At 45.7% G+C, this 24,450-nt stretch carries 16 protein-coding genes and 1 pseudogene; 8 read left to right on the top strand and 9 right to left on the bottom strand.

Annotated elements, in window-relative coordinates:
• Positions 1 to 2 precede the first annotated feature (2 nt).
• Positions 3 to 560 carry an NUDIX domain-containing protein gene (locus tag BWI96_RS04350; RefSeq protein WP_106635470.1) on the top strand — a complete coding sequence of 186 codons (558 nt, stop codon included), beginning with the start codon at positions 3 to 5 and terminating at the stop codon, positions 558 to 560.
• Positions 557 to 1,399, top strand: a complete 843-nt coding sequence (fdhD, locus tag BWI96_RS04345; protein ID WP_198555139.1) for a formate dehydrogenase accessory sulfurtransferase FdhD — start codon at positions 557 to 559, stop codon at positions 1,397 to 1,399. Before BWI96_RS04350 ends, fdhD begins: the two co-directional genes overlap by 4 nt.
• Before the next feature lie 824 nt (positions 1,400 to 2,223).
• Here the strand turns inward: fdhD and BWI96_RS04340 are convergent.
• From BWI96_RS04340 to BWI96_RS04330, 3 genes are all read right to left on the bottom strand, one after another.
• Positions 2,224 to 2,604, bottom strand: a complete 381-nt coding sequence (locus BWI96_RS04340; protein ID WP_106635469.1) for a DUF779 domain-containing protein — start codon at positions 2,602 to 2,604, stop codon at positions 2,224 to 2,226.
• 56 nt (positions 2,605 to 2,660) lie between these two features.
• On the bottom strand, positions 2,661 to 4,184 hold the full coding sequence (locus BWI96_RS04335) for an aldehyde dehydrogenase family protein (protein WP_106635468.1): 1,524 nt from the start codon (positions 4,182 to 4,184) through the stop codon (positions 2,661 to 2,663).
• 567 nt (positions 4,185 to 4,751) lie between these two features.
• Positions 4,752 to 5,666 (bottom strand): AraC family transcriptional regulator, encoded by a 915-nt coding sequence (locus BWI96_RS04330; RefSeq protein WP_106635467.1) that lies wholly within the window; start codon positions 5,664 to 5,666, stop codon positions 4,752 to 4,754.
• A gap of 285 nt (positions 5,667 to 5,951) precedes the next feature.
• Here BWI96_RS04330 and BWI96_RS04325 point away from each other — a divergent pair, with 285 nt between their 5' ends.
• Complete coding sequence (locus BWI96_RS04325) at positions 5,952 to 7,946, top strand: TonB-dependent receptor (protein WP_198555138.1); 1,995 nt, start codon at positions 5,952 to 5,954, stop codon at positions 7,944 to 7,946.
• A 350-nt stretch (positions 7,947 to 8,296) separates the two neighbouring features.
• Positions 8,297 to 9,397: an XdhC family protein gene (locus tag BWI96_RS04320; RefSeq protein ID WP_106635465.1), complete on the top strand. Its 1,101-nt coding sequence runs from the start codon at positions 8,297 to 8,299 to the stop codon at positions 9,395 to 9,397.
• Positions 9,398 to 9,562: 165 nt separating this feature from the next.
• Here the strand turns inward: BWI96_RS04320 and BWI96_RS04310 are convergent, their stop codons facing one another.
• On the bottom strand, positions 9,563 to 10,459 hold the full coding sequence (locus tag BWI96_RS04310) for an S-adenosyl-l-methionine hydroxide adenosyltransferase family protein (RefSeq protein ID WP_106635463.1): 897 nt from the start codon (positions 10,457 to 10,459) through the stop codon (positions 9,563 to 9,565).
• 82 nt (positions 10,460 to 10,541) lie between these two features.
• Between BWI96_RS04310 and BWI96_RS04305 the strand changes: the two genes are divergently transcribed.
• Positions 10,542 to 11,861 carry a DUF389 domain-containing protein gene (locus tag BWI96_RS04305; protein ID WP_106635462.1) on the top strand — a complete coding sequence of 440 codons (1,320 nt, stop codon included), beginning with the start codon at positions 10,542 to 10,544 and terminating at the stop codon, positions 11,859 to 11,861.
• Between the two features lie 737 nt (positions 11,862 to 12,598).
• Here the strand turns inward: BWI96_RS04305 and metH are convergent.
• Positions 12,599 to 16,435 carry a methionine synthase gene (metH, locus tag BWI96_RS04300; protein ID WP_106635461.1) on the bottom strand — a complete coding sequence of 1,279 codons (3,837 nt, stop codon included), beginning with the start codon at positions 16,433 to 16,435 and terminating at the stop codon, positions 12,599 to 12,601.
• A 907-nt stretch (positions 16,436 to 17,342) separates the two neighbouring features.
• Entirely contained in the window at positions 17,343 to 18,623 is a 1,281-nt protein-coding gene (gene murF / locus BWI96_RS04295) for a UDP-N-acetylmuramoyl-tripeptide--D-alanyl-D-alanine ligase (protein ID WP_106635460.1), read from the bottom strand.
• 102 nt (positions 18,624 to 18,725) lie between these two features.
• Here murF and BWI96_RS04290 point away from each other — a divergent pair, with 102 nt between their 5' ends.
• The 3 genes and pseudogenes from BWI96_RS04290 (at position 18,726) to lgt (ending at position 21,925) form a co-directional block, all read left to right on the top strand.
• Entirely contained in the window at positions 18,726 to 19,571 is an 846-nt protein-coding gene (locus tag BWI96_RS04290; RefSeq protein ID WP_106635459.1) for an FG-GAP-like repeat-containing protein, read from the top strand.
• Entirely contained in the window at positions 19,568 to 20,998 is a 1,431-nt protein-coding gene (locus tag BWI96_RS04285) for a T9SS type A sorting domain-containing protein (protein ID WP_106635458.1), read from the top strand. Before BWI96_RS04290 ends, BWI96_RS04285 begins: the two co-directional genes overlap by 4 nt.
• 70 nt (positions 20,999 to 21,068) lie before the next feature.
• A pseudogene (lgt, locus tag BWI96_RS04280) lies at positions 21,069 to 21,925 on the top strand (prolipoprotein diacylglyceryl transferase).
• Positions 21,926 to 22,000: 75 nt separating this feature from the next.
• Here the strand turns inward: lgt and BWI96_RS04275 are convergent.
• The 3 genes from BWI96_RS04275 to BWI96_RS04265 form a co-directional block, all read right to left on the bottom strand.
• Positions 22,001 to 22,348, bottom strand: a complete 348-nt coding sequence (locus tag BWI96_RS04275; RefSeq protein WP_232793574.1) for a DUF4870 domain-containing protein — start codon at positions 22,346 to 22,348, stop codon at positions 22,001 to 22,003.
• Between the two features lie 821 nt (positions 22,349 to 23,169).
• On the bottom strand, positions 23,170 to 24,084 hold the full coding sequence (locus BWI96_RS04270; RefSeq protein WP_106635456.1) for an ROK family protein: 915 nt from the start codon (positions 24,082 to 24,084) through the stop codon (positions 23,170 to 23,172).
• Between the two features lie 74 nt (positions 24,085 to 24,158).
• Positions 24,159 to 24,431, bottom strand: a complete 273-nt coding sequence (locus BWI96_RS04265) for a hypothetical protein (protein WP_106635455.1) — start codon at positions 24,429 to 24,431, stop codon at positions 24,159 to 24,161.
• Positions 24,432 to 24,450 lie beyond the last annotated feature (19 nt).

Raw genomic sequence — 24,450 nt, 5'->3', positions numbered from 1 at the left:
TCATGGAGCTTTTTGAGTTATACAACGAACAGAACCTTCCCTTCTGGCAAACCAAAATACGGTCGGACGTACACCGCGACGGCGACTGGCACCGCAGCACGGAAGTGTGGGTTATTAATCAAAATCAGGAGCTGTTACTAAACCTACGCCATCCCGACAAAGACCTTTTTGCCAATCTCTGGGATGTTTGCATAGCGGGACATTTAATGCCGGGTGAAAACTATCGCACGGCGGCAATCCGGGAAGTCAAGGAAGAGTTGGGCATTCAGGTCCCCTCTTCAGCTTTACACTTCGTTGATGTCTGGACTATGGATGGGTTTGATGCAAAAACGCAGTCTTTTGATCGGGAGTTTACGGGTGTTTTCGTCTGGAAAACGCAACTCGAATTATCCTCATTTACGCCCCAGGCGGAAGAGATTGCAGAACTGAAATACGTTTCACTAACTGAAGTAAAACAAATGCTGGAAAACCCCGGCTCTGGCTTACCCTTCATTCCGATGGAATCCATTTTTTTGAATATGATGGATCGAATTGAAACTACTATCCTCCCACAGTTGTGACCTCTGATTTTGACGAAAGATCTTCTATTCAGCCCATTACCATTCAGAAAGTTAGTCTGAACGAGTCGGCCCAAACCTTACCCGATGTATTAGCGGTAGAAGAACCCCTGGAAATTGTACTGGCCTGGAGAGAGAGTGAAAAATGGCAGCAGAAAAGTCTGTCCGTAACCATGCGAACGCCGGGTCAGGATGAAGAACTGGCTTTGGGTTTTCTCTTTTCGGAAGGCTTATTACTGGATCGCTCGGAAGTGCAGAAAGTACGGGTTAGCTCTCTAATTAATAAGGTTTTCGTAGAAGTATTACCCATTGTAGCCGAACGATCCGAACGGTTGCAACGTCACTTTTATACGACTTCGAGTTGCGGCGTCTGTGGCAAAGCTTCACTGGAAGCCGTTCGGCAAACGGCTCGTTACCCCATTTCAGAAGTAACACCTTTGATGCATTGGGAGAAGCTTTTTCGATTACCTCAACTGCTCCGGGAGGCCCAATCAACTTTTGATCAAACTGGCGGTCTTCACGCCTCGGGTTTGTTTGATAACGAAGGTAATTTATTAATACTCCGCGAAGATGTAGGTCGTCATAATGCCCTGGATAAAGTATTGGGTTATGCTTTAAATACTAACGATTTACCACTTAGTAATAAAGTCTTACTGCTGAGTGGACGTATTAGTTTTGAGCTGGTTCAGAAAGCTGTCATGGCTGGTATTCCTTTGATTGCCGCCATTGGGGCTCCTTCCAGTCTAGCCGTTTCACTGGCTCAGGAACATGGTCTTACCTTAATAGGCTTTCTTCGGAATTCTCACGCCAATATTTATAGTGGGGCGGAACGGTTAGTTTAGCGTACGCCAGGTAGTTGATCGTTTTTAGCGGTTGTAAGTTGGTAGATTACTATTCAACCTTTTACAACAAAAAATACATCATTAACTTAACTCTTTGAGAGACTGTCTAAAACTAAGAGTTAGATAAAGGGAAATAGGTCTCTCCTCACTTCGGGAGGACCATTGGAGGAAGAGTGTATACAGCGATCTGTCATCGAGAGTGAAGCGGAGGACCTTCGGGAATGCTGCTTCCCCAGATTTCATCCGGGGCTATTCGCGTTAAACCCCTCCGGGGTTAATGGTCGTAACCCAATAGCAACAATCTTGACAACAACCCCAGCGGGGTTCAATATGAGTAGCCCCGGTCTGGATGGACCCGGATAAAATCCGGGGACACGGTTGTTAATAATAATTATCTCATACCTAAAGGATACATCATTACGTGATCATCAGCATCTGTCATTCAGAGCGAAGCGAAGAATCTCATGCTCTTTTTCGAGCTGGTTGGGGCATGCGGTAACTTGAATAAATCAACCCCGCCCCATTCGGCAGAAGTTCTCTCTCTTCGTTCGAGAGGTCAGTTGGGGGTTAATCACTGGTGTGAGATTCTATCTTTTTTCTTAAATAAGTCAGGTTCTACCTGCCGTTCTCCCAAGGCTATTAGCCCTAGCAAAGCCAAGGATCGCATTCCGATTCGCAATCGTTCAAGATTACAGAAACCCTGATTCGTATCAAGGTCTTCTAGTATAAATGTTAGACAGCTCTTAAAAGTTGAAAAATAAAAAGCTACCCGAAAAACGATTCGGGTAGCTCTACTTGTACACCTGTAATCTGAACCTACTAACTTAATCAGGGCTTTCACCAACGCTAACGGGCTCCAGTTGATTTAATTCTTCTTCCGTAAATAACCGTGATCGGATTAGGAAACGTACCCCCAAGGGAATTTCCGCCGAAAAACTAGCCCCACGTCCGGGCACCACGTCAAGGGTCAGTTGGGTATGTTTCCAGTATTCAAATTGAAAATCGCTCATCCAGAAATCGCAGCCATGTACATTCCCTAACAACACATCGTGGCTACCGATTTTAAAATCTCCCACGGGAAAACACATGGGCGAAGATCCATCACAGCAACCTCCGCTTTGGTGAAAAAGCAATTCGCCATGTACCTCTCTTAGCTGATCAATAATGGCCTTTGCCGCATCGGTAACTAATACACGAGATACCATAGCAGTTTGAGGTTTGGGGTTTTGAGTTGAGAGTTAGCCCATTAACTCAAAACTCATCAAAAGAATCCTAACTTATGCTTATCATAGGAAATCAGCATGTTTTTGGTTTGGCGATAGTGACTTAGCATCATTTTGTGCGTTTCGCGACCAAAACCTGATTTTTTGTAGCCACCAAACGGAGCATGTGCGGGGTAAGCATGGTAGCAGTTCACCCAAACGCGTCCGGCCTGAATGGCACGGGGCACGGTATACAATTCGTGAGCATCACGCGTCCAGACTCCTGCACCTAATCCGTAAAGCGTATCGTTCGCAATAGAAATGGCTTCTTCCGTATCCTTAAACGTAGTTACGGATAAAACCGGACCGAAGATTTCTTCCTGGAAAATCCGCATTTTGTTGTGTCCTTTCAGGATGGTTGGCTGGATGTAATAACCATTTTCCAGACCGCTATTCTGATGGAAGGCCGCTCCGCCGGTTAATACCTGAGCTCCTTCTTGCTTACCAATTTCGATGTAAGACAGAATTTTCTCGTACTGATCTTTCGAAGCCTGAGCTCCAAGCATGGTATCTGCCGAAAGTGGACTACCCATCTTGATTGCTTTTGTCCGGGCAATTACTTTCTCAATGAACTTTTCGTAAATGGACTCATGCACCAGTAATCGCGAAGGACAGGTACAGATTTCTCCCTGATTGAGAGCGAATAATACGGCTCCCTCGACGGCTTTGTCCAGGAATTCATCATCTTTATCCATCACGCTGGGGAAGATGATATTGGGCGATTTACCCCCTAATTCCATTGTAGCTGGAATCAGATTCTCAGCCGCATATTGAAGAATCAGACGGCCTGTGGTCGTTTCACCCGTAAAAGCTACTTTCGCCACCCGATTAGAAGAAGCCAGTGGTTTACCTGCTTCCAGACCAAAACCATTCACTACGTTCAGTACGCCTTCAGGTAATAAATCACCGATTAATTCCAGTAAAACCAGAATACTCGTTGGCGTCTGCTCGGCTGGTTTCAGCACAATGGTACATCCCGCCGCCAGGGCCGGAGCTACTTTCCAGGTAGCCATTAGCAATGGGAAGTTCCAGGGAATAATCTGGCCTACTACGCCAATGGGTTCGTGAATGTTCAGCGAAACGGTATTTTCGTCCAGTTCTGCCACCGAGCTTTCTTCAGCCCGAATTACCCCTGCATAATACCGGAAGTGGTCAATAACCAGTGGTAAATCCGCTGCGGTAGTCTCACGAAGTGGCTTCCCATTATCAATCGTCTCTACCTTGGCGAGATAATCCAAATTCTGCTCAATGCGATCAGCAATTTTCAGCAGTACATTACTACGATTCGCTACTGATGTTTTGGACCATTTCGGGAAAGCCGCATGAGCCGCATCCAGGGCCGTTTCTATATCTTCGGCAGTCGATCGGGCTACCTGGCAAAATACTTTCCCATCGATGGGAGAAATGTTATCAAAATATTGACCGCGAGCTGGAGCTACCCATTTTCCACCAATGTAATTTTCGTATCGTTCTTTAAAGGTCGGACGATCCGTCCGTACCGGAGCTTCGAGTGTCGCTTCCATAATCCAATTGTTTAAGAGGTTTACTAAGACAAAGATCAGGAATTAGTCTATTTTTTATTGGATTGATCCTATCAAAGAAAGTAACGATTCTATCAATTTGAGGCGAAGTGAAAGAAATGATCCTAATCAAAAATTAAACGCCGCTCGGCTTTTCTACTGGCAGCAAGAACCGTTAGTAAACCTACAGAAATGCTTTTCGTAACGCTCAATGATCCTAGTAACTCATCCTACCAGCGAAAAAGCTGGACTTCCGCTACCAGCTTTTCCGCTGGTAGCATGAGTTACTAGTAAACCCAGTAAGCTGAATCTGAAAACTTTCAACAACCGCTAACTAAGAACATACCCGTAAAACAACCGCTGCCAGCAAAAAAGCTGGCAGCAAATCATAAATCATATCAAGGAAAAACTGATCTTCCGCTACCAGCTTTTTCGCTGGTAGCATGAGTTACGAGTAAACCCAGTAGGTTGAATCTGAAAACTTTCAATTAGCATCAAAGCAAGGCCACCAGCAAACCACAAAAAAAGCCAGCGAATTCGCTGGCCTTCTCAAGAACGAATACGTATCCACTAATTAAGCCGATACTGAACGGGCGTGCTTTGCGTATAGCGTTTGAAGAGTTTCAGAAAATGATTCAGATTATTAAATCCGCAGGCTACGCTAATATCACCGACGCTCCGATTGGTTGTTTTGAGTAGTCGCTGAGCCAACTGTATCCGTTGCTGATTAATAAACTCCAATGGCGATAGGCCAAACTGAGCTTTAAACTGTCGATAAAAACTAGGCTCACTCATACAGGCCTTATCGGCTAACTGTCTGACATTAAAGGTTTCATGTAGGTGATCCTTAATGTATTGAGTAATAAAAGCCAGTCGATTCGTACTGCTGTGTTGCTGACTGTTTTCAATTAATAACCGACGAGCCTGCGTTTGAATCAATCGCATGGTTAATTCTTTCATTACCAGATCAGCGAAGAAATCTTTGGCCGGATTATTCTCCGTAAAAATGTCTATCAGCCGACTAATCAAGCTATTTACCGTCGAAGAATTCGTGAAGTAAAAACTGCTGTCCGACCATCGCCATCCCGAGGGTGAATCAACGAGTGGAATGTTTTCATTTAAAAGATCCGTATACTTCGCAATCTGATCCTGACCAATGGCCAGAGCCAGGCATTGCGTTGGCGTTGAAAAAGTAGCTTCCGGGAAATCAATTCGCATGGTTCGATTACCCGGAACCAGCACCGACTCTCCCGGATGATAGTCAAAATCCGGGGTATCTTCGAGGTGCATGACTTTCTTGCCCCGAATCATACTCGTCAGCACCGGACTGTGAAAAGTTAACTCTACGGCCCGGGCCTGCGAATGCGTTTCGTAAATATTCAGCTCAGCGGTATCCAGCGTATAAGCCGTTCGATTTTCAACGACCTGCTCTAACCGACGATTTCTCAAATGACTTCTGAGATCAAACAAAGAATCCGATTTCATAGCATTACGATCTTCTGAAGTTCAGAAGTATTTCTTCTGAAGGCTGGCAATATACTTACAATATCCAATTTATTCTAACTATAATATAAAACGTTTTATATCGCGGAAAAGTTATACTTATGAGTTTAATAATTGGTTTTGGTGATTAGAATTATTACCTCTATCTGATGGCTCAGAGTTTTATGTACTGTATCAGCCTTCCATTCCATCATCATTCCTTTACTCATTCAACATTTAATCCGCTCTATGTATTTTCGAATCGCTCTACTGATTAGTTGCATACCTATGATTACTCAGGCTCAGGACAGCCTGCGAACCCGCGATTTGAAGCCCGTAGAGATCCAGTCTACCAGACTTCAAATTGCCGAAAACCGGAGTCCATTTTCGGTGTCCGTATTGAATCAGTCCCGCCTTCAGATTGGACAACCTCAGCTTTCACTTTTCGACGCGATGGGGACTATTCCGGGTGTTTTTTCCCAGAACCCAGACAATTTTGCCCAGGACTTACGCATTTCCATTCGGGGTTTTGGAGCCCGTTCTTCTTTTGGCATTAGGGGATTGAAAGTATTACTTGACGGCATTCCCGAATCAACGCCCGACGGCCAGGCCAAGGTGAATAATTTTGATGTAGGAAGTTTGGGGCAACTCGAAGTTATTCGTGGGGCTTCTTCGGCTTTGTATGGAAATGCTTCTGGCGGCATTCTTTCGTACACTACCGAAACGCCAGCGTATAATTTTGTGGAAGCTCAGGCCGTAGCAGGTAGTTATGGTTTCCAGCGGTATCAACTGAAAGTAGGTCAGAAATGGAAGCAGTCGACCTTGTTGCTGAATGCCAGTCGTAACCTTCAGGATGGATACCGGGACTATTCTTCCATGAATAACTGGTTACTAAATCTAAAATTCCAGCACGAATTTACGGCTTCCAATAAGTTAACCATCCTCTACAATCTTTCAAAAAACACAGCCGAAGATCCCGGCGGATTAACTCTTCAGCAAGTCGGGGAAAACCGTCGTATGGCTCGTCCGCAAAACGTGCAGTTCCAGGCTTTTTCGGGAGCTACTCAACAGCGTATCGCAGCTATTTATGACCATTTAATTGGTAAAAAACATCAGTTTCAGGCTCGCACGTTCTGGACCAATCGAGACTTTGAAAACCGGCTGGCTTTTCTTGCCGGGGGCAACGTTCAGTTTCTCCGTAATTACATGGGGGGTGGCGTTAGTTACCAATACACCGATCAATTTGGGTCCGTTTCATACCGTTTAAAAACAGGGGTTGATATTGAAAACCAACAGGATAACCGGAAACGATATAATAATATTGACGGTCAGCAAGGCCCGCTCTCACTGGAACAGGTAGAAACCTTTCGTAACATCGGAGCGTATGCTTTACAGGAGTTTGGCTTGCTGAAAAATACTTTATTAACCATTGGTACGCGTTACGATGCTATTCGCCTGAACGTTAATGATGAATTCCTGAGTGATGGCGATCAGTCGGGTAGCCGGAATTATCACCGCTTTAGCCCAACCGCTGGTCTGAACTGGGAGTATCAGCCCGAACGCAGCGTTTACGCCAATTTCTCTACCAGTTTTGAAACCCCTGCTTTGACGGAATTAGGTACGAATCCAAGTAATCTGGGCGGCTTTAACCCCGAACTCGGGCCAATGCGGGCTCAGAATTTTGAAGTGGGAACGAAGGCTACTTTTAACAAAGTAAAAGTTGATGTAGCCGTCTTTCAGGTTAATGTTCGGGGTGAAATTGTCCCTTATCAGTTAAGCGAGTTTCCGGGCCGTACTTTTTACAGAAATGCGGGTAACTCCCGCCGTCGTGGCGTTGAATTAGGGCTGACGGCTCAGCTAGTGGAGGGATTAACTGCTTATGCAAATTACACGTATTCCGACTTTAAATACCTGAATTACACCACGACTTCCGGGACTTTTGATGAAAATCAACTACCGGGTATTCCACCGCACTTTGGATACGGCGAACTACGTTATTTTCGTCCCAAAGGCTTTTATGGAATCGTTCAGTTCCGTAGAAACGGCACGTTCTACGCTGACGATGCCAATCAGGTAAAAACGGAAGCTTTTAGCTTACTGAATTTACGTTTTGGCTGGCAAATCAAGTGGAATAAATGGTCGCTGGAACCTTTTGGCGGGATTAATAACCTGTTGAATCAGAAGTACTTTGCGAATGTACAAATCAATGCTGCCGGCGGCAGATACTTCGAACCAGCCACGAGTCGAGCCTTTTTTGGTGGGGTGAAGGTGAGAGTGTGGTAGTTGACTGTTGTTAGTTTTCAGTTAAAACTGGTAGTCTGCGTTTCGCCTCAGATTCGTGAGAAGAGCATCTGGGACGCTAAAGTTTACGCCGTAGTTGGTGTCCTCACCAACCAGTATTCTTTCTGCCATGGTTGGTGTCCCCACCAACCATTCATATAAAGTACAGCGGCTGGTGGAGACACCAGCCACGGCGGGTATTAAACTCCAAACATTACCCCGGATTATCATCCGGGGCTACTCAGAATTAACCCCTCTGGGGTTATTACATTCATCGTCAAAAGTCTCCCCTAACTTTATAGGTTTTCCCTTTTCAACTGAAAACCCCAAACTGAAGACGGTAAACAAACGCAATGAAAGAAATAAAGTCCATAATCGAGCATTACTTAAAAATTGATTTTTCGACAACGCGAGCGGCTCTGGCAACAGTGGTGCGGGTGGAAGGTTCGTCTTATCGCCGGGTCGGGGCAAGAATGCTAGTTACCGAAGACGGACAATGGATTGGAGGTATTTCAGGCGGATGTCTGGAAGGCGACGCTCTCAAACGAGCCAGACTGGCTATGTCAACGGGTAAGGCTTCCATGGTCACGTATGATACTACAGATGACGATCCGTATCAGATTGGTGTTGGACTCGGTTGTAATGGAATTATCGATGTATTACTAAGTCCACTGAATCCGAACGATACCCATAATGCCGTTTTGCAGTTACAGCCGCTGGTTTCCCGTCGACAACCCTCGGTAGTTATTACCGTGATTGATAGTGTTTTAGACGAGTTACCCAAAGGCTCCGTCCATCGCTTTGAATCACAGGAAAACTTTGAATTTCCGATTGCAAGAAGAGAGGTAATGGATTGCATCCACACTTGCTTAACAAACGAGAAATCAGCTCTACAAACATTAACGGGAGATTTTGGCAGCATTACCCTTTTACTGGAAGTCATTCCTCCACCAATTCACCTCTTCATTCACGGTGGTAACTATGACATTTTCCCACTTGTTCGGCAGGCAAAAGAGTTAGGCTGGCTAAGCACCGTTTTCTGTAATCCTCAGAAAATCAATAAATCTTTGTTCGATTGGGCCGATCATGTTGTTCAGAAACACACTGAAATTAAACCCGACGATTATACCGCAGTGGTTCTAATGGCTCACGATCTGGAAACGGATTTTCAGAATTACCAACGTTACATCACGGCAACTCAGGTGCCTTATATCGGCTTATTAGGTCCCAGAAAGCGTTTTGAGAAGATGATTCAGCGATTGGATGACGAAGGGATTACGCTTTCTACCGAACAATTTCAGCGAACCTATAGTCCAGCCGGACTCGATACCGGAGCAGCCACGCCCGAAGAGATCGACTTATCCATTTTAGCGGAAATCAGAACGGTTTTCTCGCATCGCGAAGGCGGTCAGCTCCGCAAACGAAAAACTCCGATTTATAGCGAAGAATCTTGATGTTAGTTTGAAGGTTTGACGTTTGATTTAGTTTGAGAAAGTTATCTCTGAAAACAATAACATTCAAACATTCAAACATTCAAACATTCAAACATTCAAACATTCAAACATTCAAACATTCAAACATTCAAACATTCAAACATTCAAACATTCAAACATTCAAACTCATTTACTCACTTCAATACTCCATTCATTACCGCTTGCTATCTTGAATTTTTCGGCGAAGTTATCCATATTCAGGGCTAGTGAAACTTGTAATAGACTGTTCAGATAAACTAAAGGTTGCCCTTCTTTGACGGCTCCAAACGTCTGAACATAGGGCATTTTACCTTCGTACTTCTTTTTTTGATTCTGATAAATCCGAACAGTTAACAGCTCCCCCATTTTCACACCTAGTTCCTGAAATAACGTTGCTGGAATATTGGTCCAGACGTTCCCGTATTGAACATCCAGAATCGAAATATTCCCTTTCAGAACCGAACCTTGTTTATTGGCTTTCTGATAGGGAATCGTTACGACCTGTTTAGGTAAGACCTCTCCTACCTCTTCAAATTTTATAACTCCAGCGGCCAGCCGGGCAGCGGTGTAAGCGTAGACATCCCGACCGTGAAACGTGTAGGACTTACCTGAATCCTTCCGGCGATTCACCGCTTCGTTAATTTCTCTAACCTCATCAATTCCTTCCGATTCGGCTAGTAACGTCAGCGTTCCGTTATCAGGCGTTACTATATAATGACCCGCTTTTGTCTTTAGTACTACCGACTTCCGGCTGGTCCCAACACCGGGATCCACCACTGAGACAAATACGGTTCCTTTGGGCCAGTACGGTACGGTTTGTTCCAACCGGTAAGCGGCCTCCCAAATGTTATAAGCCGGAATTTCGTGCGTTAAATCAAATAACTTCAACTCCTGAGAAACGCCCATTGCTACGCCTTTCATGGCCGAAACAGCTCCGTCTTTCAGACCAAAGTCGGATTGAAAAACCACGATTTTTTGTTGAGCGATACCCAGGTTCGCCAATCCAAGAATTACAATAAGCGATTGTAAAAAATGCCTCATCATCTAGTTTTTCGCTGCCTTACCTTATTATTTCGTTTTTCGTTAGTGTACAAACGTCCCAACCTGACCCTCGAATGAATATCCTATGCAATTAAACAATTTTCGATTATTAATCACTCGACTCGTTAGTCTTGAAGAAGACAAAGAACAAGAACAGGAGATTGTTCAGTCCATCAAAAAAGGAGCCGTTCTGTGGGGAACTAACCTTTGGGTTCTGGTCGCAGCTGTTTTCATCGCTTCCATTGGATTGAACATCAACTCCACATCCGTTATCATTGGGGCCATGCTCATTTCCCCGCTGATGGGCCCGATTTATGGCATTGGTTTAAGCCTGGCAACTTACGATTTTGCCTTCTTTAAAAGTGCCCTTCGCAACCTGCTGATTTTCGTTCTTTTCAGCTTAGGTAGTTCAACCATTTATTTCTGGCTGAGTCCTTTGAAAGAAGTACAACCCGAAATGATCGCCTATACGCATCCCAGCGTTTGGGACGTTTTGGTTGCTCTAATTGGTGGGGTCGCTGGGATCGTGGGAGCCTCCCGAACCCGAAAAGGAACCATCGTTACGGGTGTGGCTATCGCTACCGGAATGATGTTACCGCTTTGCACGGCGGGTTATGGGATCGCCAATCAAAACTGGTCTTTCGTGGCGGGAGCTTTCTATCTGTTTACCATTAATGGAATCTGCATCGCATTCTCTACCTATCTGGTAGTGCGTTACCTCAATTTTGAACCGTATCAATACGTAGAAAAAGAAACGCAGAACTGGGTACGCCGAACCATGACCTGGCTGATGATTCTGACTTTGCTTCCCAGTATTTATTTAGCTTATCAGCTCGTGGCGGATTCCATTTATCGCAGAAATCTTAAGCTTTTCATCGACGAAAAAATCAGGGGTAATAACCATTACGTCATTCAGCAAACGGTTTTGCCTTCGGCTCGAGGCAGAAAGGTGGAGTTATTAATCGTGGGTCAGCGTATTTCCAGCCAGGAGTTAGACTCGCTAAAAAGTCAGTTACCTCGTTATCGACTAGATCATACCGAGTTATCCTTCCGCTACGGCTTTGATGATACCATTCTGGCGGAAACGTCCCGGAGTGTATTAACCGAAACGGAAAAGCTATTACTTACGCAACGGATGGAGATGGATTCCCTCCGAAAAAATAGCCAGTTGGAAACACAGACTCCGCAAATTGCTCAGGAACTAAAAGCCATTTACCCGGAAATTGTAGAGGTGTCCATCGGGAAACACCTATCGACTGATGGCACCACCAATCAAGAGCAAACGGTTTGTTTACTAAAAATGGCAAAACCAGACGGGAGCTTATTACCTAAAGTCCAACATTGGCTGGCCATTCGACTTCGAAAACCAGAAGCGGCGATTACCGTTTTGATCAGAAAAATGTAACTGGATGGCAGGTTTGTGAAATAAAGGCAGGTGGGAACCTGCCACTTGGAAGGAACGAGAGGGAATCTCGCACCAGTCGGTCTTAGTTAGTTAAACCAAAATTCTTGATAAAGCAGACTACATTACAAGTTCCCAAGTAGAGACGCGACTTCATCGCGTCTGGGTAAGAGGCGTTTTTGGGTTACCTCTGTATTGCTTCCTACGCCGTGGTTGGTGTCTCACCAACCACTATTTGCGTACCAATGACTGGTGGACTGGTGAAACACCAGCCATGGCGGGGAATACTATTTCCATCTCCCGGCCAGACGCGATGAAGTCGCGTCTCTACCCTTTTAAAACCAAAATTTCGGGTTTAACTGCGTTTATTACCTTACAGATTTTCTTAGAGTCACTCATCTCTATCCGAGTGACTCTAAGAAAAAGAAAGGGGCAAATCCATAGACTTCAGCCCAACCGATGCCAGCTTTTTTGCTGGCATCATTCGTCTAATATCCAATTTGTTAACCCCGCCCATCGCAGTCGCTCAGCTCTAGCCGAATAACGCTGTTTTGGAATGGAGAAAGGTTATTTTTTACTAGCTACTTTCGTATCCCAACGGCCTGAGGCCTAGAGCTAGGTAGTCACTCGGCTGGAGCCGAGCGACTGCGGGAGTAATACAAACGAACCTGCTTTCAACTCTCTCTTAGAATTGAAAGCAGGTTCGAAATTTAGATCAGTAAAGTAAGTCTTTAGCCTCTTTAATAAGCGAGCGTTGGAGCCAGCCATTTTTCGGCTTCCTCAAGCGTCATGCCTTTGCGTTTGGCATAATCTTCGACCTGATCTTTCTGAATTTTACCAATCGTAAAGTAACGGCTGTCAGGGTGACTGAAATACCAGCCACTAACCGAACTAGCCGGATACATGGCAAAGCTTTCGGTTAGGACAATCCCCAACTCCTCCGCTCCTAACAGATCAAACATCGTCCGTTTTTCGGTGTGTTCGGGACAGGCCGGATACCCCGGTGCCGGACGAATCCCCTGGTATTTTTCGTCAATCAGAGACTCATTATCCAGCTTTTCATCGGAAGCATATCCCCAGAATTCCTTACGAACCCGGGCGTGCATTAACTCCGCAAAGGCTTCCGCCAGACGGTCGGCAATGGCCTTAACCATGATGCTGCCGTAATCGTCGTGATCCTTTTCGTATTTCTCGAGTAAGGCTTCAATTCCAATACCCGCCGTCACCGCAAAGCCGCCGATGTAATCCGTATGAGCACTTTCCAGCGGAGCAATGAAATCAGCCAATGAGTAATTCGGCAGATTTCCAGCCTTCAGACTTTGCTGACGTAACTGATGTAAGGTCGCCAACGCAGGGGTGGCTATTACGTCCGTTTCATCGATCTTACCTTCCTGAGAAGCCCGACTGATTTTGTATTCCAGATGCGTATGCGAGCCGTGGCGTTCGCAGGCTACTTCCTTCCTGATCTCTTCGAAAGGATGCAGAATAATATCGTCTTCGTGACTATTGGCAGGCCAGAAACCAATGACAGCTTTTGCTTTTAACGATTGATCGTGAATGATTTCCAACAGAAGATTATTCGCGTCTTCGTACAATTTCTTGGCTTCATCTCCTACCACCTTATCTTCAAAAATAGCTGGGTATTTGCCGTGCAACTGCCAGGTTTGGAAGAAAGGCGTCCAGTCAATGTATTGGGCAATTTCGGCCAGCGGATAATCTTCAAATACCTTCGTACCTAAGAAACTCGGTTTGTAAGCTTTGAAATTATCCCAGTCGATCTTCACCTTATTTTGACGGGCGGCTTCAATCGTTACAAAATTTTTATCCGATTTACGCTTGGCGTGATCTTCCCGAAGCTTGGCGTATTGCTGCTTGATTTCGCTGTGAATTTCCGCTAATGTTTGCTTATTCTGCGTCAAACGACCTGCCACCGGAACCGAACGCGAAGCATCCAGCACGTGAATAACCGGCCCGGAATATTGCGGATCAATTTTCACGGCTGTATGGATTCGGGAAGTGGTAGCACCGCCAATGAGGAGGGGCATTTTCATACCCTGACGTTCCATTTCCTTCGCCACACCCACCATTTCGTCCAAACTGGGCGTAATCAAACCGGATAATCCGATAATATCAACGTTATGCGTTTTGGCAGCTTCCAGAATTTTATCCGTTGGCACCATTACCCCTAAGTCAACAATTTCGTAGTTATTACAGCCCAGCACTACGCCCACGATATTCTTACCAATATCGTGCACGTCGCCTTTTACGGTTGCCAGCAAAATGCGTCCGGCAGTAGAACCAGCCTCTTTGCTTGCTTCGATAAAAGGTTGCAGGTAGGCTACGGCTTTCTTCATCACGCGAGCCGATTTTACCACCTGAGGCAGGAACATTTTTCCTTCACCAAATAAATCACCGACGATGTTCATGCCATCCATCAATGGACCTTCGATCACCTCAATGGGTTTTTCGTAAGCCTGGCGACATTCTTCTACGTCTTCATCAATGAAATCGGCAATGCCTTTCACCAACGCGTGCGATAAGCGTTCTTTTACGGGTAACTGCCGCCAGGAATAATCCGGGCCCGTATCGGTTTTGCCTTTCGACTTTACCGTTTCCGCAAACGCCACCAGACGTTCCGTTGAGTCAGGGCGACGGTTGAGGATAACGTCTTCAACCAGCTCCAGAAAATCCTTGGGAATTTCATCGTAAATCGTCAACTGACCCGCGTTTACGATTCCCATATCCATACCCGCCTTGATCGCGTAATACAAGAATACGGAGTGAATGGCTTCGCGAACGGGTTCGTTCCCCCGGAAACTGAACGACACGTTAGACACCCCACCCGACACTTTAGCGTATGGTAAGTTTTCTTTAATCCAGCGAGTGGCATTAATGAAGTCTACGGCGTAATTGTTATGTTCATCAATCCCCGTCGCAACGGTTAGGATATTGGGATCAAAAATGATGTCCTGTGGAGGGAAACCTACTTCGTCTACCAGAATTCGATATGCTCGTTCGCAAATCTGAATTCGGCGTTCGTAGTTATCAGCCTGGCCGTTTTCATCAAAAGCCATGACCACAGCAGCGGCTCCGTACCGTTTGACGGTTTGGGCGTATTCTTTGAATTTTTCCTCCCCTTCTTTCAGCGAGATCGAGTTCACAATGGCCTTGCCCTGCACACATTTCAGTCCGGCTTCGATCACTTCCCATTTGGAAGAGTCGATCATAAGGGGAACTTTCGAAATGTCCGGTTCAGAAGCAATCAGGTTCATGAAAGTCGTCATGGCGGAAGCTCCGTCAATCATCCCTTCATCCATGTTTACGTCAATGACCTGAGCTCCACTTTCTACCTGCTCACGAGCCACAACCAGTGCCTCATCGTATTTATTTTCACGAATCAGACGAGCGAATTTCTTCGAACCGGTTACGTTACAACGTTCACCGATGTTCAGGAAGAGAACTTTTTCCTTGGTTACTTCAATGGGTTCCAGTCCGGAAAGCTTCAGCACGGGCTCTTCCACGGGAAGATGACGAGGCTGATGTTTTCCCGCGATTTCAGCAATCCGACGAATGTGACCGGGGGTAGTTCCGCAACACCCCCCAATGATGTTAATCAAACCATCTTTCAGGAAACCGTTAATGGTTTCGCCCATTTGCTCGGGCGTTTCGTCGTACTCTCCCATCTCATTCGGTAACCCTGCATTGGGGTGAGCCGAGGTAAAGAAAGGAGATTTGTCTGCCAGGGTTTGTACGTAAGGACGCATCAGATCGGCTCCTAACGCACAGTTCAACCCAACGGAAAGTAAAGGTAAATGTGAAACAGAAGTCAGGAAGGCTTCCGTCGTTTGGCCCGAAAGCGTTCGTCCCGAAGCGTCGGTAATGGTGCCTGACACCATAATAGGCACTTCAAATTTCTCTGCCTTTGAAATATGGACAGGCCAGGGTAGCTTACCGCTGGTTACATCCTGGTAATAGGTATCAATAGCAAACAGAGCCGCTTTCGCATTGAGTGTATCGAAAATGGTTTCAACCAGTAGAATATCGCTACCTCCTTCTACCAGAGCCTTCGTCTGTTCGTAATAGGCTCCGACGAGCTGATCGAAAGTAATGGCCCGGTAACCAGGGTTATTTACATCCGGCGAAAGGCTGGCGGTACGGTTCGTTGGTCCCATAGAACCAGCTACGTAACGCGGCTTCTCAGGATTGCGAGCCGTGTATTCATCCGCTACCTCGCGGGCAATGCGGGCCGATTCATAGTTCAGTTCATACACTAACTCTTCCATCCCATAATCAGCCATGGCAATCCATGTACCTGAAAATGAGTTCGTTTCTACAATATCAGCCCCGGCTTCGTAGTATTCACCATGAATGGTTTTGATAATGTCGGGTCGGGTTAACACGAGTAAATCGTTGTTACCCTTAAGCGGATGGGGCCAGTCGGCAAAGCGAGAGCCCCGATAGTCTTCTTCTTCCAGCTTATACCGCTGGATCATCGTACCCATCGCTCCATCAAGGATTAGGATACGGTTTTTAAGAAGCGTACGGATGTCGGGTTTTTGAATCGTAGTCGTCGTCATAAGTCACGAAACGATGCCGGATTGGAGTCGGCGTTGTGTCCAGAAATTGAAAGTATAGAATGAAAAAACATGCAAAGATAGGGTGAGTTTAGCATTTGCTTTGGACCAGTTCCAGTGTTTTTGTGATTAACCAGAACATATCAAATGTTGAACTCTAAAAGTAGGGTAATTTGTTCTTGCTCGCCAAAGACTTTGTAAAGGTAATAGCTTAGCTAGTCGGTTTTTCTATTTATCGGTAATGACCAGGGATTTTATATCCTACCAGATCATGGATTTGTAACCTTTATGCTCTAGAGATTTTTATTACGTTTCCTTATTGTAGAGACGCGACTTTGGTTACAATTAGAATGATTCGAATTTCCCAGCCAGACGCGACTTCATCGCGTCTCTACTTGAAATGCTTGATTGCTATGCTTTTTCAGATTGGCAATCAAAATCGCCCTGGTTGATGTCCTCACCAATAGGCTTTTACTAATGGCTGGTGAGGACACCAGCCAGGGCGGGAGCTTGTACCTAAAACAAAACCCCGGATTGTCATCCGGGGCTATCCAGCCTGGGGCTATCCATGTTGAACCCCTCCAGGGTTAAGATCTCCATTTCCAAACGTCTTGCCTACCTTTATGGGTTTCTCTTTTTCGCCGTGGTTGGTGTCCTCACCAACCACTATACTTTATATGAATGGCTGGTGAGAACACCAGCCAAGCTGGAAGCATGTACCCAAAACAAAACCCCGGATTGTCATCCGGGGCTATCCATATCAAACCCCTCCAGGGTTATGCCTCCCCTTTCTAAACGTCTTGCCTATCTTTACAAGTTTTCACTTATCCAACTGACAACTGACAACTGACAACTGACAACTGACAACTGACAACTGACAACTGACAACTGACAACTGACAACTGACAACTCATCGAATCATTCCCAGCGTGCTTTCCAGCCCCATACCCCTTGAACCTTTAATGAGGAAATGGGTGTCTGTCATGGGGTGTTCTTCCAGCCAAACATGGAGACCGAATTTATCGGGGAAGTAATACGCCCGAGGTAAGTATTTCAGGGCGTGTTGCATCAATGGACCTGCCAGCAACACATAATCAAAATGGCATTCGGAGATGAGTTTACCCATCATTTCGTGTTCGTAAGGGCCTTCTTCGCCCAACTCAAACATATCGCCCAAAATCACCAGTTTTTTCTCAGCTTTCAGAGCTTCGAAGTTTTTCAGGGCTGCTCCCATCGAACTCGGATTGGCGTTGTACGCATCCAGCCAGATCGTGTTACTCCCTTTTTCAATGATCTGCGAACGATTATTTTCCGCCACATACCCCGCAATGGCTTCATGAATCTCCTCTTCCGCTACTCCGAAGAAGCTCCCCAACGTCATGGCCGCTCGCATGTTAATGAAGTTATAATCTCCCATTAAATGAGTCTCGATCCGATTCTCCCCCTGCTGATAAATGACATTCGGATTACTTTCCACCAGTTCGACATCGGTTCGGTAAGGCAAGATTCGTTCCGCAGTAGCCTGACGTTCCTGGAGCATGTCCATGAGTGTTACGTCTTGCTGATTTACAAAAATCTGACCATTGGTTTTAATGAGGAAATCATACAACTCGCCTTCACCATCACGAACGCCCTGCAAGCCACCAAAACCCTCTAAATGCGATTTACCAATATTGGTGATCAGGCCAAGTCCGGGTTCACAAATACGAACTAACTCATCAATATCCCCTTTCTGATTTGCTCCCAGCTCAATAATGGCCAGTTCAGCGTCTTTTGGTAAAGACAAGATCGTCAGTGGAACGCCGATGTAGTTATTGTAATTTCCGGGCGTTGCGAAGGTTTTATATTTCTTCGATAATACCCGATTAACCAATTCTTTGGTCGTCGTTTTTCCATTCGAACCGCCAATTCCGATAAAAGGAATCTGAAGTAACCTGCGGTGATGTAAGGCCAGTTTCTGAAGGGCATGTAAGGTATTCTCCACCACCAGGCAACGCTCATCTACGGCATATTCGGCATTATCCATCACGACGTAGGCCGCTCCATTTTCCAGGGCTTTTGCCGCAAAGGTATTGGCATCGAACTTCTCTCCTTTCAGAGCAAAAAACAGGGCTCCCGGCTCAATTTTACGGGTATCAATCGAAACACTGCTGCAAGTCAGGTACTTTTGGTGAAGTTCTGTAATCATCATCTGAAATTCGTATGGAAGAAGCGTTTGGCCGTTTATTCAATCTAAACTTTAAACGCTAAACCGGAGTTCTGTTCGTTTTACTACTGATTCGACAAAGATGCAATGAAAAACCATTACCTGTTAACCGCCCTTGGGCTGCTTTATTGTTTTATTTCGTTCTCTACCTCTGCACAGACTTTTTCCTTTGCCTTTGATAGCACTGCTCAGGTAAGTATTCAGGGTCGTACGCTTCCTAATGCCTGGGCGGGTGGACTGAACGCTCCCCAATTTTCCAAAATGCATCTGAATCAGGATACGGTGGAGGATTTGGTGGTGTTTGATCGTACTACCAGTAAAGTTTTCACCTTCGTAGCCGTAGCTCAGGGAGGCAGTTACGTCTGGCGTTATGCTCCTCAATACGAAGCGATTTTTCCAGAGATGGATAGCTGGATGCTGCTGCGTGATTTTGATCAGGATGGTCGAAAAGACTTATTCGCCCGCCATACTGCTGGCGTGCAGGTCTACCGGAATGTAGCCACCAGCGATGGGAACTTTAAATGGGAACCCGCCGCTATTCCCCTAATGACGCAGGGGTTTTCCGGAAAAGTGAACCTACAGATTTCCTCACCCGATATTCCGGGCATTGAAGACCTTGACGGCGACGGCGATATAGATCTGGTATTGTTCGATCCTTCGGGAAACTTTACGGAATACCACCAGAACATGAGCGTCGAGCGAACGGGCAAAGCTGGGCTTGATTTTCAAAAGATTGGGTATTGCTGGGGTAACTTCATTAAGGAACACTATGGCGACATCTGCTTTAATATGGATTGTAACACGGGCATGAGTCACTGTGCCGATACCAGCAATGTTACCAACCCCGGCGGTCGTCCCAAGCATACGGGGAATACGCTGTTACTCTGGGATTTTAACGGCGATGGACTGAAAGACATTTTTTTGGACACGTGACCCAAAATCGCATTGCCTATATGCCGAACGTAGGTACGAAGCAAACGGCCAAATTTGCTTCCGCCGACTATAACTTCCCCAATGACCACCCCGTTGATTTTTATATTTTCCCTTCTTCTTTTGCGGAAGACGTTACTTTCGATGGAAAACCAGATTTCATTTCAGCCATTAACGTTTATCAGGACGATCAACTGAAACAAATCAATTTTCGGAAATCGGCCTGGTTGTATGAAAACACTGGCACCTCCGCTAAACCTGCGATTACCTTCCGAAAAGAAAATTTTCTTCAGGATGAAATGGTAGACCTGGGCGCTAACGCCACCACCGCCCTTGCCGATATTGACGGCGATGGCGATTTGGATTTGCTGGTGGGTTACGCTGGTGTACGTTCAGATCAGGGGTATCGCGGAGGAATTGCCTTATTCCGAAATACGGGAACGCCTCAGAAAGCTCATTTTGTGCTAGAGACAGAAGATTACCTTGGATTGGCCGCTCAGATTCAGAGTAAAGAAAATCTGTTAATTACGGAGGTGAAGATTTTCGTGACCGATCTCACGGGCGACGGCATCCCGGATCTAGGTTTTACGGCTGAAACGTTTGTGAGTTCAATGATTCGTTACATTCCTAATAAAGGCAGTCGAAACGCTGCTTTTCAATTGAACAGTGCTGACTTAACTTCCTTACCCTTGCCCGATGGTTATTACTTTGGGGCAGTTCCGGTGTATCAGGACGTAAACCGTGATGGAAAAATCGATGTGTTACTGGGCACGTATTACGGAAGCATTCAGTATCATCGAAATATCGGGACAAACACCCAGCCAGTGTACCAAGTCGAAACGAAAACGTATGGTGGTTTGCAGGAAAATTACCTAAACCGTGGCTTTTCCATTACCTCCGCGGATGTCAATGGCGACGAACGTCCTGATTTGCTGGCTACCTATTCCAATGGATCGATGAGCGTTTTTAATGATTTTTTGAATCAGTCGGAGCTAAAGGCAGATACCAGTGCCATCACAGGTTCTATCGCTGGTATTACTTCGCTTCGACTCAGCGGTCCTGCTTCCATTGCTGCCGGAGATCTGGATAACGACGGCCTGCCCGATCTGATCGCAGGGACGGCTACGGGTGGATTACGTTTCCTGAAAAATAAATCTGAAAAGCTAAAGCCTACGCCGAATACGGGTTCGGAAATGGTAAAGATTTACCCCAACCCGATTAATCCCTACGAGCAGCAACTGGTTATTGAAACCGACGCTGAAGCTCAGGTTCAGGCTTATAGTATGTTGGGGCAATGGCTGGGTCAGGCCACACGCGTGACCGCTCAACGTTATACCTTAGATTTAAAAGGCCTTCCTACAGGCATGTATCTTATTGAAATTCAGACCGCTACCCGTGGAAAGTTTACCCGTAAAGTGGTAGTAAGATAGCGAAAATTGGTAAAAGCCGCCTCAACCTAAGAAATACCCTCTATTTTTACCGCCTGAAACTCCTTTCTGCATGTTAAACTATATTGTCTGGGACGTTAACCCCGAAATTTTCAACATCGGATCTTTTTCGGTTCGTTGGTACGGGTTATTATTCGCCCTCGGTTTTCTGATTGGTCAGCGAATCATTCTGCACATTTTCCGCAAAGAAGGTTTACCCGAAGACTGGGTAGATAGCCTCACCTTATACATGGTACTGGCAACCGTAATCGGTGCTCGCGTGGGTCATTATATTTTTTACGAATATCCCATGTTCTTTGCCAACCCCTGGCGTTGGTTCAAGGATATGTTACTCCCCCCTATGCGGGTCTGGCAAGCCACGGAGCAGCCATTGGTATTTTTACGGGATTATATCTCTTCGCCAGAGCCAAAAAAATTCACTTTTTCTGGATTACCGATCGTATCGTCATTACCGTTGCCCTGGCGGGTTGTTTCATTCGTTTGGGTAACCTTATGAATTCTGAAATCGTTGGCAAAGCTACGAGTGTGCCCTGGGCCTTTATTTTCGTTAATAACACGGAATTTTCTCCCGTGCCGCGTCATCCTTCGCAGTTATACGAAGCCATTTCCTGCTTCATTCTCTGCATCGTGCTTTACCTGATCTGGCGTCGATACAAAACCAATTTACCACAGGGTTTAACCACCGGAATTTTCATGGTTGTGGTTTTTACACTTCGTTTTGTGTACGAATTCTATAAAGAAAATCAGGTAACGTTTGAAGACCAGATGACCTATAACCTTGGTCAGCTTCTGAGTGTTCCAGCCGTGTTGTTTGGTTTGGTTGGTATTTTCTGGGCCATTCGCCGTCACGAAACCAGCATTTTCCTGAACTCGGCTCCGCAGTCAGTTCGTCAAAATGAATCAAAATAATTGCTCCTGATTACCCATAAAAAAAGAGCCATCGGTTTACACCGATGGCTCTTTTTTTATGCCCTCACTGGCTAATTATTTGACGATTCTCCAGTTAAAGGGGTATTTGTAGTATTCACCATTATTCGCTTTAATCGCAGCGATTACTACGAAAACAACATCAATGACTACAATAACTGGAAAGACTGCAAAACCCAGTCCACACGTAACAACGCCGAGTATGACACCACCAATGATGACAATCGACATCAGGATCTGAAAGTTTAAAGCTTCTTTACCGTGATAATCAACGTAGGACGAACGTTCGCGAAAAATGAGCCAGACAATCAGCGGTCCGAGGAAGGCCATGCCGCCTAGAAAGCTGGCAATAATGCTGCTCAAGTGAGCCAGCATCGCCCAGGTACGGGAATCAGGATCACTCAAGGGTATTGGGGTTTGAGAGTACGGTTGATTTTCCATAGATAGTCAGAGATAAGCAGATTGATTATGAGGCAATTCTATGCATTTTATTAAACAAGCCCAAAGAACTGCGGGTCTTTCCTTGCACAGAAAGGATAAACGGAATGATGCAAACTTATTTTGGTTCAAAAACGGTTTTGATCTGAAAAGGACGTCTGGCAAAAGTAAGTTGTGTGGAGTAGCTAGGGATCTAGTGCCCTCTTGGTAGCGACGCGACTTCATCGCGTCTGGCCGGGAAATGCGAATCCTTTGAATCGTAACAAAAACCGCCTCTTACCCAGACGCGATAAAGTCGCATCTCTACCTGAATGCTTGATTGCTATGCTTTTTCAAATTGGCAATCATCAGCCCTCCTCCCTGGTTGGTGTCCTCACCAACCACTTAAGTAATGGCTGGTGAGGACACCAGCCAAGGCGGGAATGCGTAATCCTTCGAATCTTAACAAAAAACCGCCTCTTACCCAGACGCGATGAAGTCGCGTCTCTACCTGAATGCTTAATTGCTATGCTTTTTCGGGTTGGCAATCATTCGCCCTCCGCCCTGGTTGGTGTCCTCACCAACCACTTAAGTAATGGCTGGTGAGGACACCAGCCAGGGAGGGAATATGTACCTATATATACGAAAACCCCGGATTGGCATCCGGGTCCAGCCAGACCGGGACTATTGGTGTTAAATCCCGATGGGGTTATACCTCCCATTTCCAAAACACTACCCTACCTTTATAGGTTTTCTCTTTCCAAACTGACAACTGACAACTGACAACTGACAACTGACAACTGACAACGCTAAAGGTAACTATTCTGCCGAGCCACCAATAATGCCCCGCGAACTACCGCTTCGTCGGCTAGTTGAGCCATGGCAAGTTTGGGTAATGGACGGAAAGCTTCTACTACATACGTGGGCAATATCTTTTCAATAACCGATCGTAAATGATCGCTTAGGGGCAGGAAACCACCACCGATAATAATCAGATCAGGGTGTAATAAATGAATCACGTGCGAAAGTCCAAAAGCTAGATGATCTGCCGTTTCCTGCATTACCTGCGTTGCCCAGGCATCCTGCCCGATGTTCTTGGTTAGGTAATCGTTTACGTTGTTTTCAGAAAACGCTTTTGCCAGATCTGTATCGGGATGTTCTGTTACTTCTGTCTTGATTTTTTCTACGATCGACCGAATAGAAGCTACATTCTCAAGCGTCGTTCCTGAGCGATCCAGACGTATTTTTCCAATTTCAGATTCTCCGGGTCGGGCACCGTGGTAAATCTGACCTTTTTGAATCAATCCTCCCCCAATGCCATATCCCAATTTCAAGTAGAAAACAGTTGGATAATTCTTTCCTGACCCCTGCAAAGCTTCAGCCAATGCGGCCAGATTTGCATCATTTTCAATCTTACAGGGACACCGTAGAATATCTTCCAGCCAATCACTCAGATCAAAATTAGCCCAGCCATTTACCCGATACGATCGAATGGTTTTACCCTGCTGCCAATCTACCGGGCCACTAAAACCCACGCAAACCGATGCAAACCGATACCGAGTATGTAAATCCCCAATGGAGGTTTCCAACAAATTTCGATGATCATCCGCCGTTTGTTCGGGAGTGACAGCGTGACGAATCTGTTCCAGAACTGTATTCGTCTCATCCGCAACGGCCAGGTGTAACTTGCCCGAACCAATTTCAATGCCGAGGTAATACTTCATAAGTCAAATAGGTAATAACAACTGGAGATAGCCTCGAAAGTAAGGTATTTTTTCGAATAAACTCCCTCCGTTCACTAACGACTGCAACGAACGCTCAGTACTTCCTGATAATCCTCGTAGCCGGGAAAGAAAATAGAATTTAGACTAATGATTTGATTCAAAGGAATGGTCTGCCCCGTGGCCAGCTCCAGAAATTCTCCTTTTTCGTTTGTAATCAACTGCTTCAAGGGAGAATCCGCGAGTTTATACTCCCGGTATTCGTTGAAATATTCCAGTCTATTTTTATTACCAATGGCCTTTTGCAGTAATTCTACATAAGCCGGAGCCAGCGTCTGATACGTTTCCATGTTTCTTCTGATTAATGAA

It is taken from the genome of Siphonobacter sp. SORGH_AS_0500, assembly GCF_002838835.1.
In the GTDB taxonomy this organism is placed as follows: Bacteria; Bacteroidota; Bacteroidia; order Cytophagales; family Spirosomataceae; genus Siphonobacter.
Note: the sequence above shows the minus strand (reverse complement) of the source record. Positions and strands in the feature narration are given on the sequence as shown.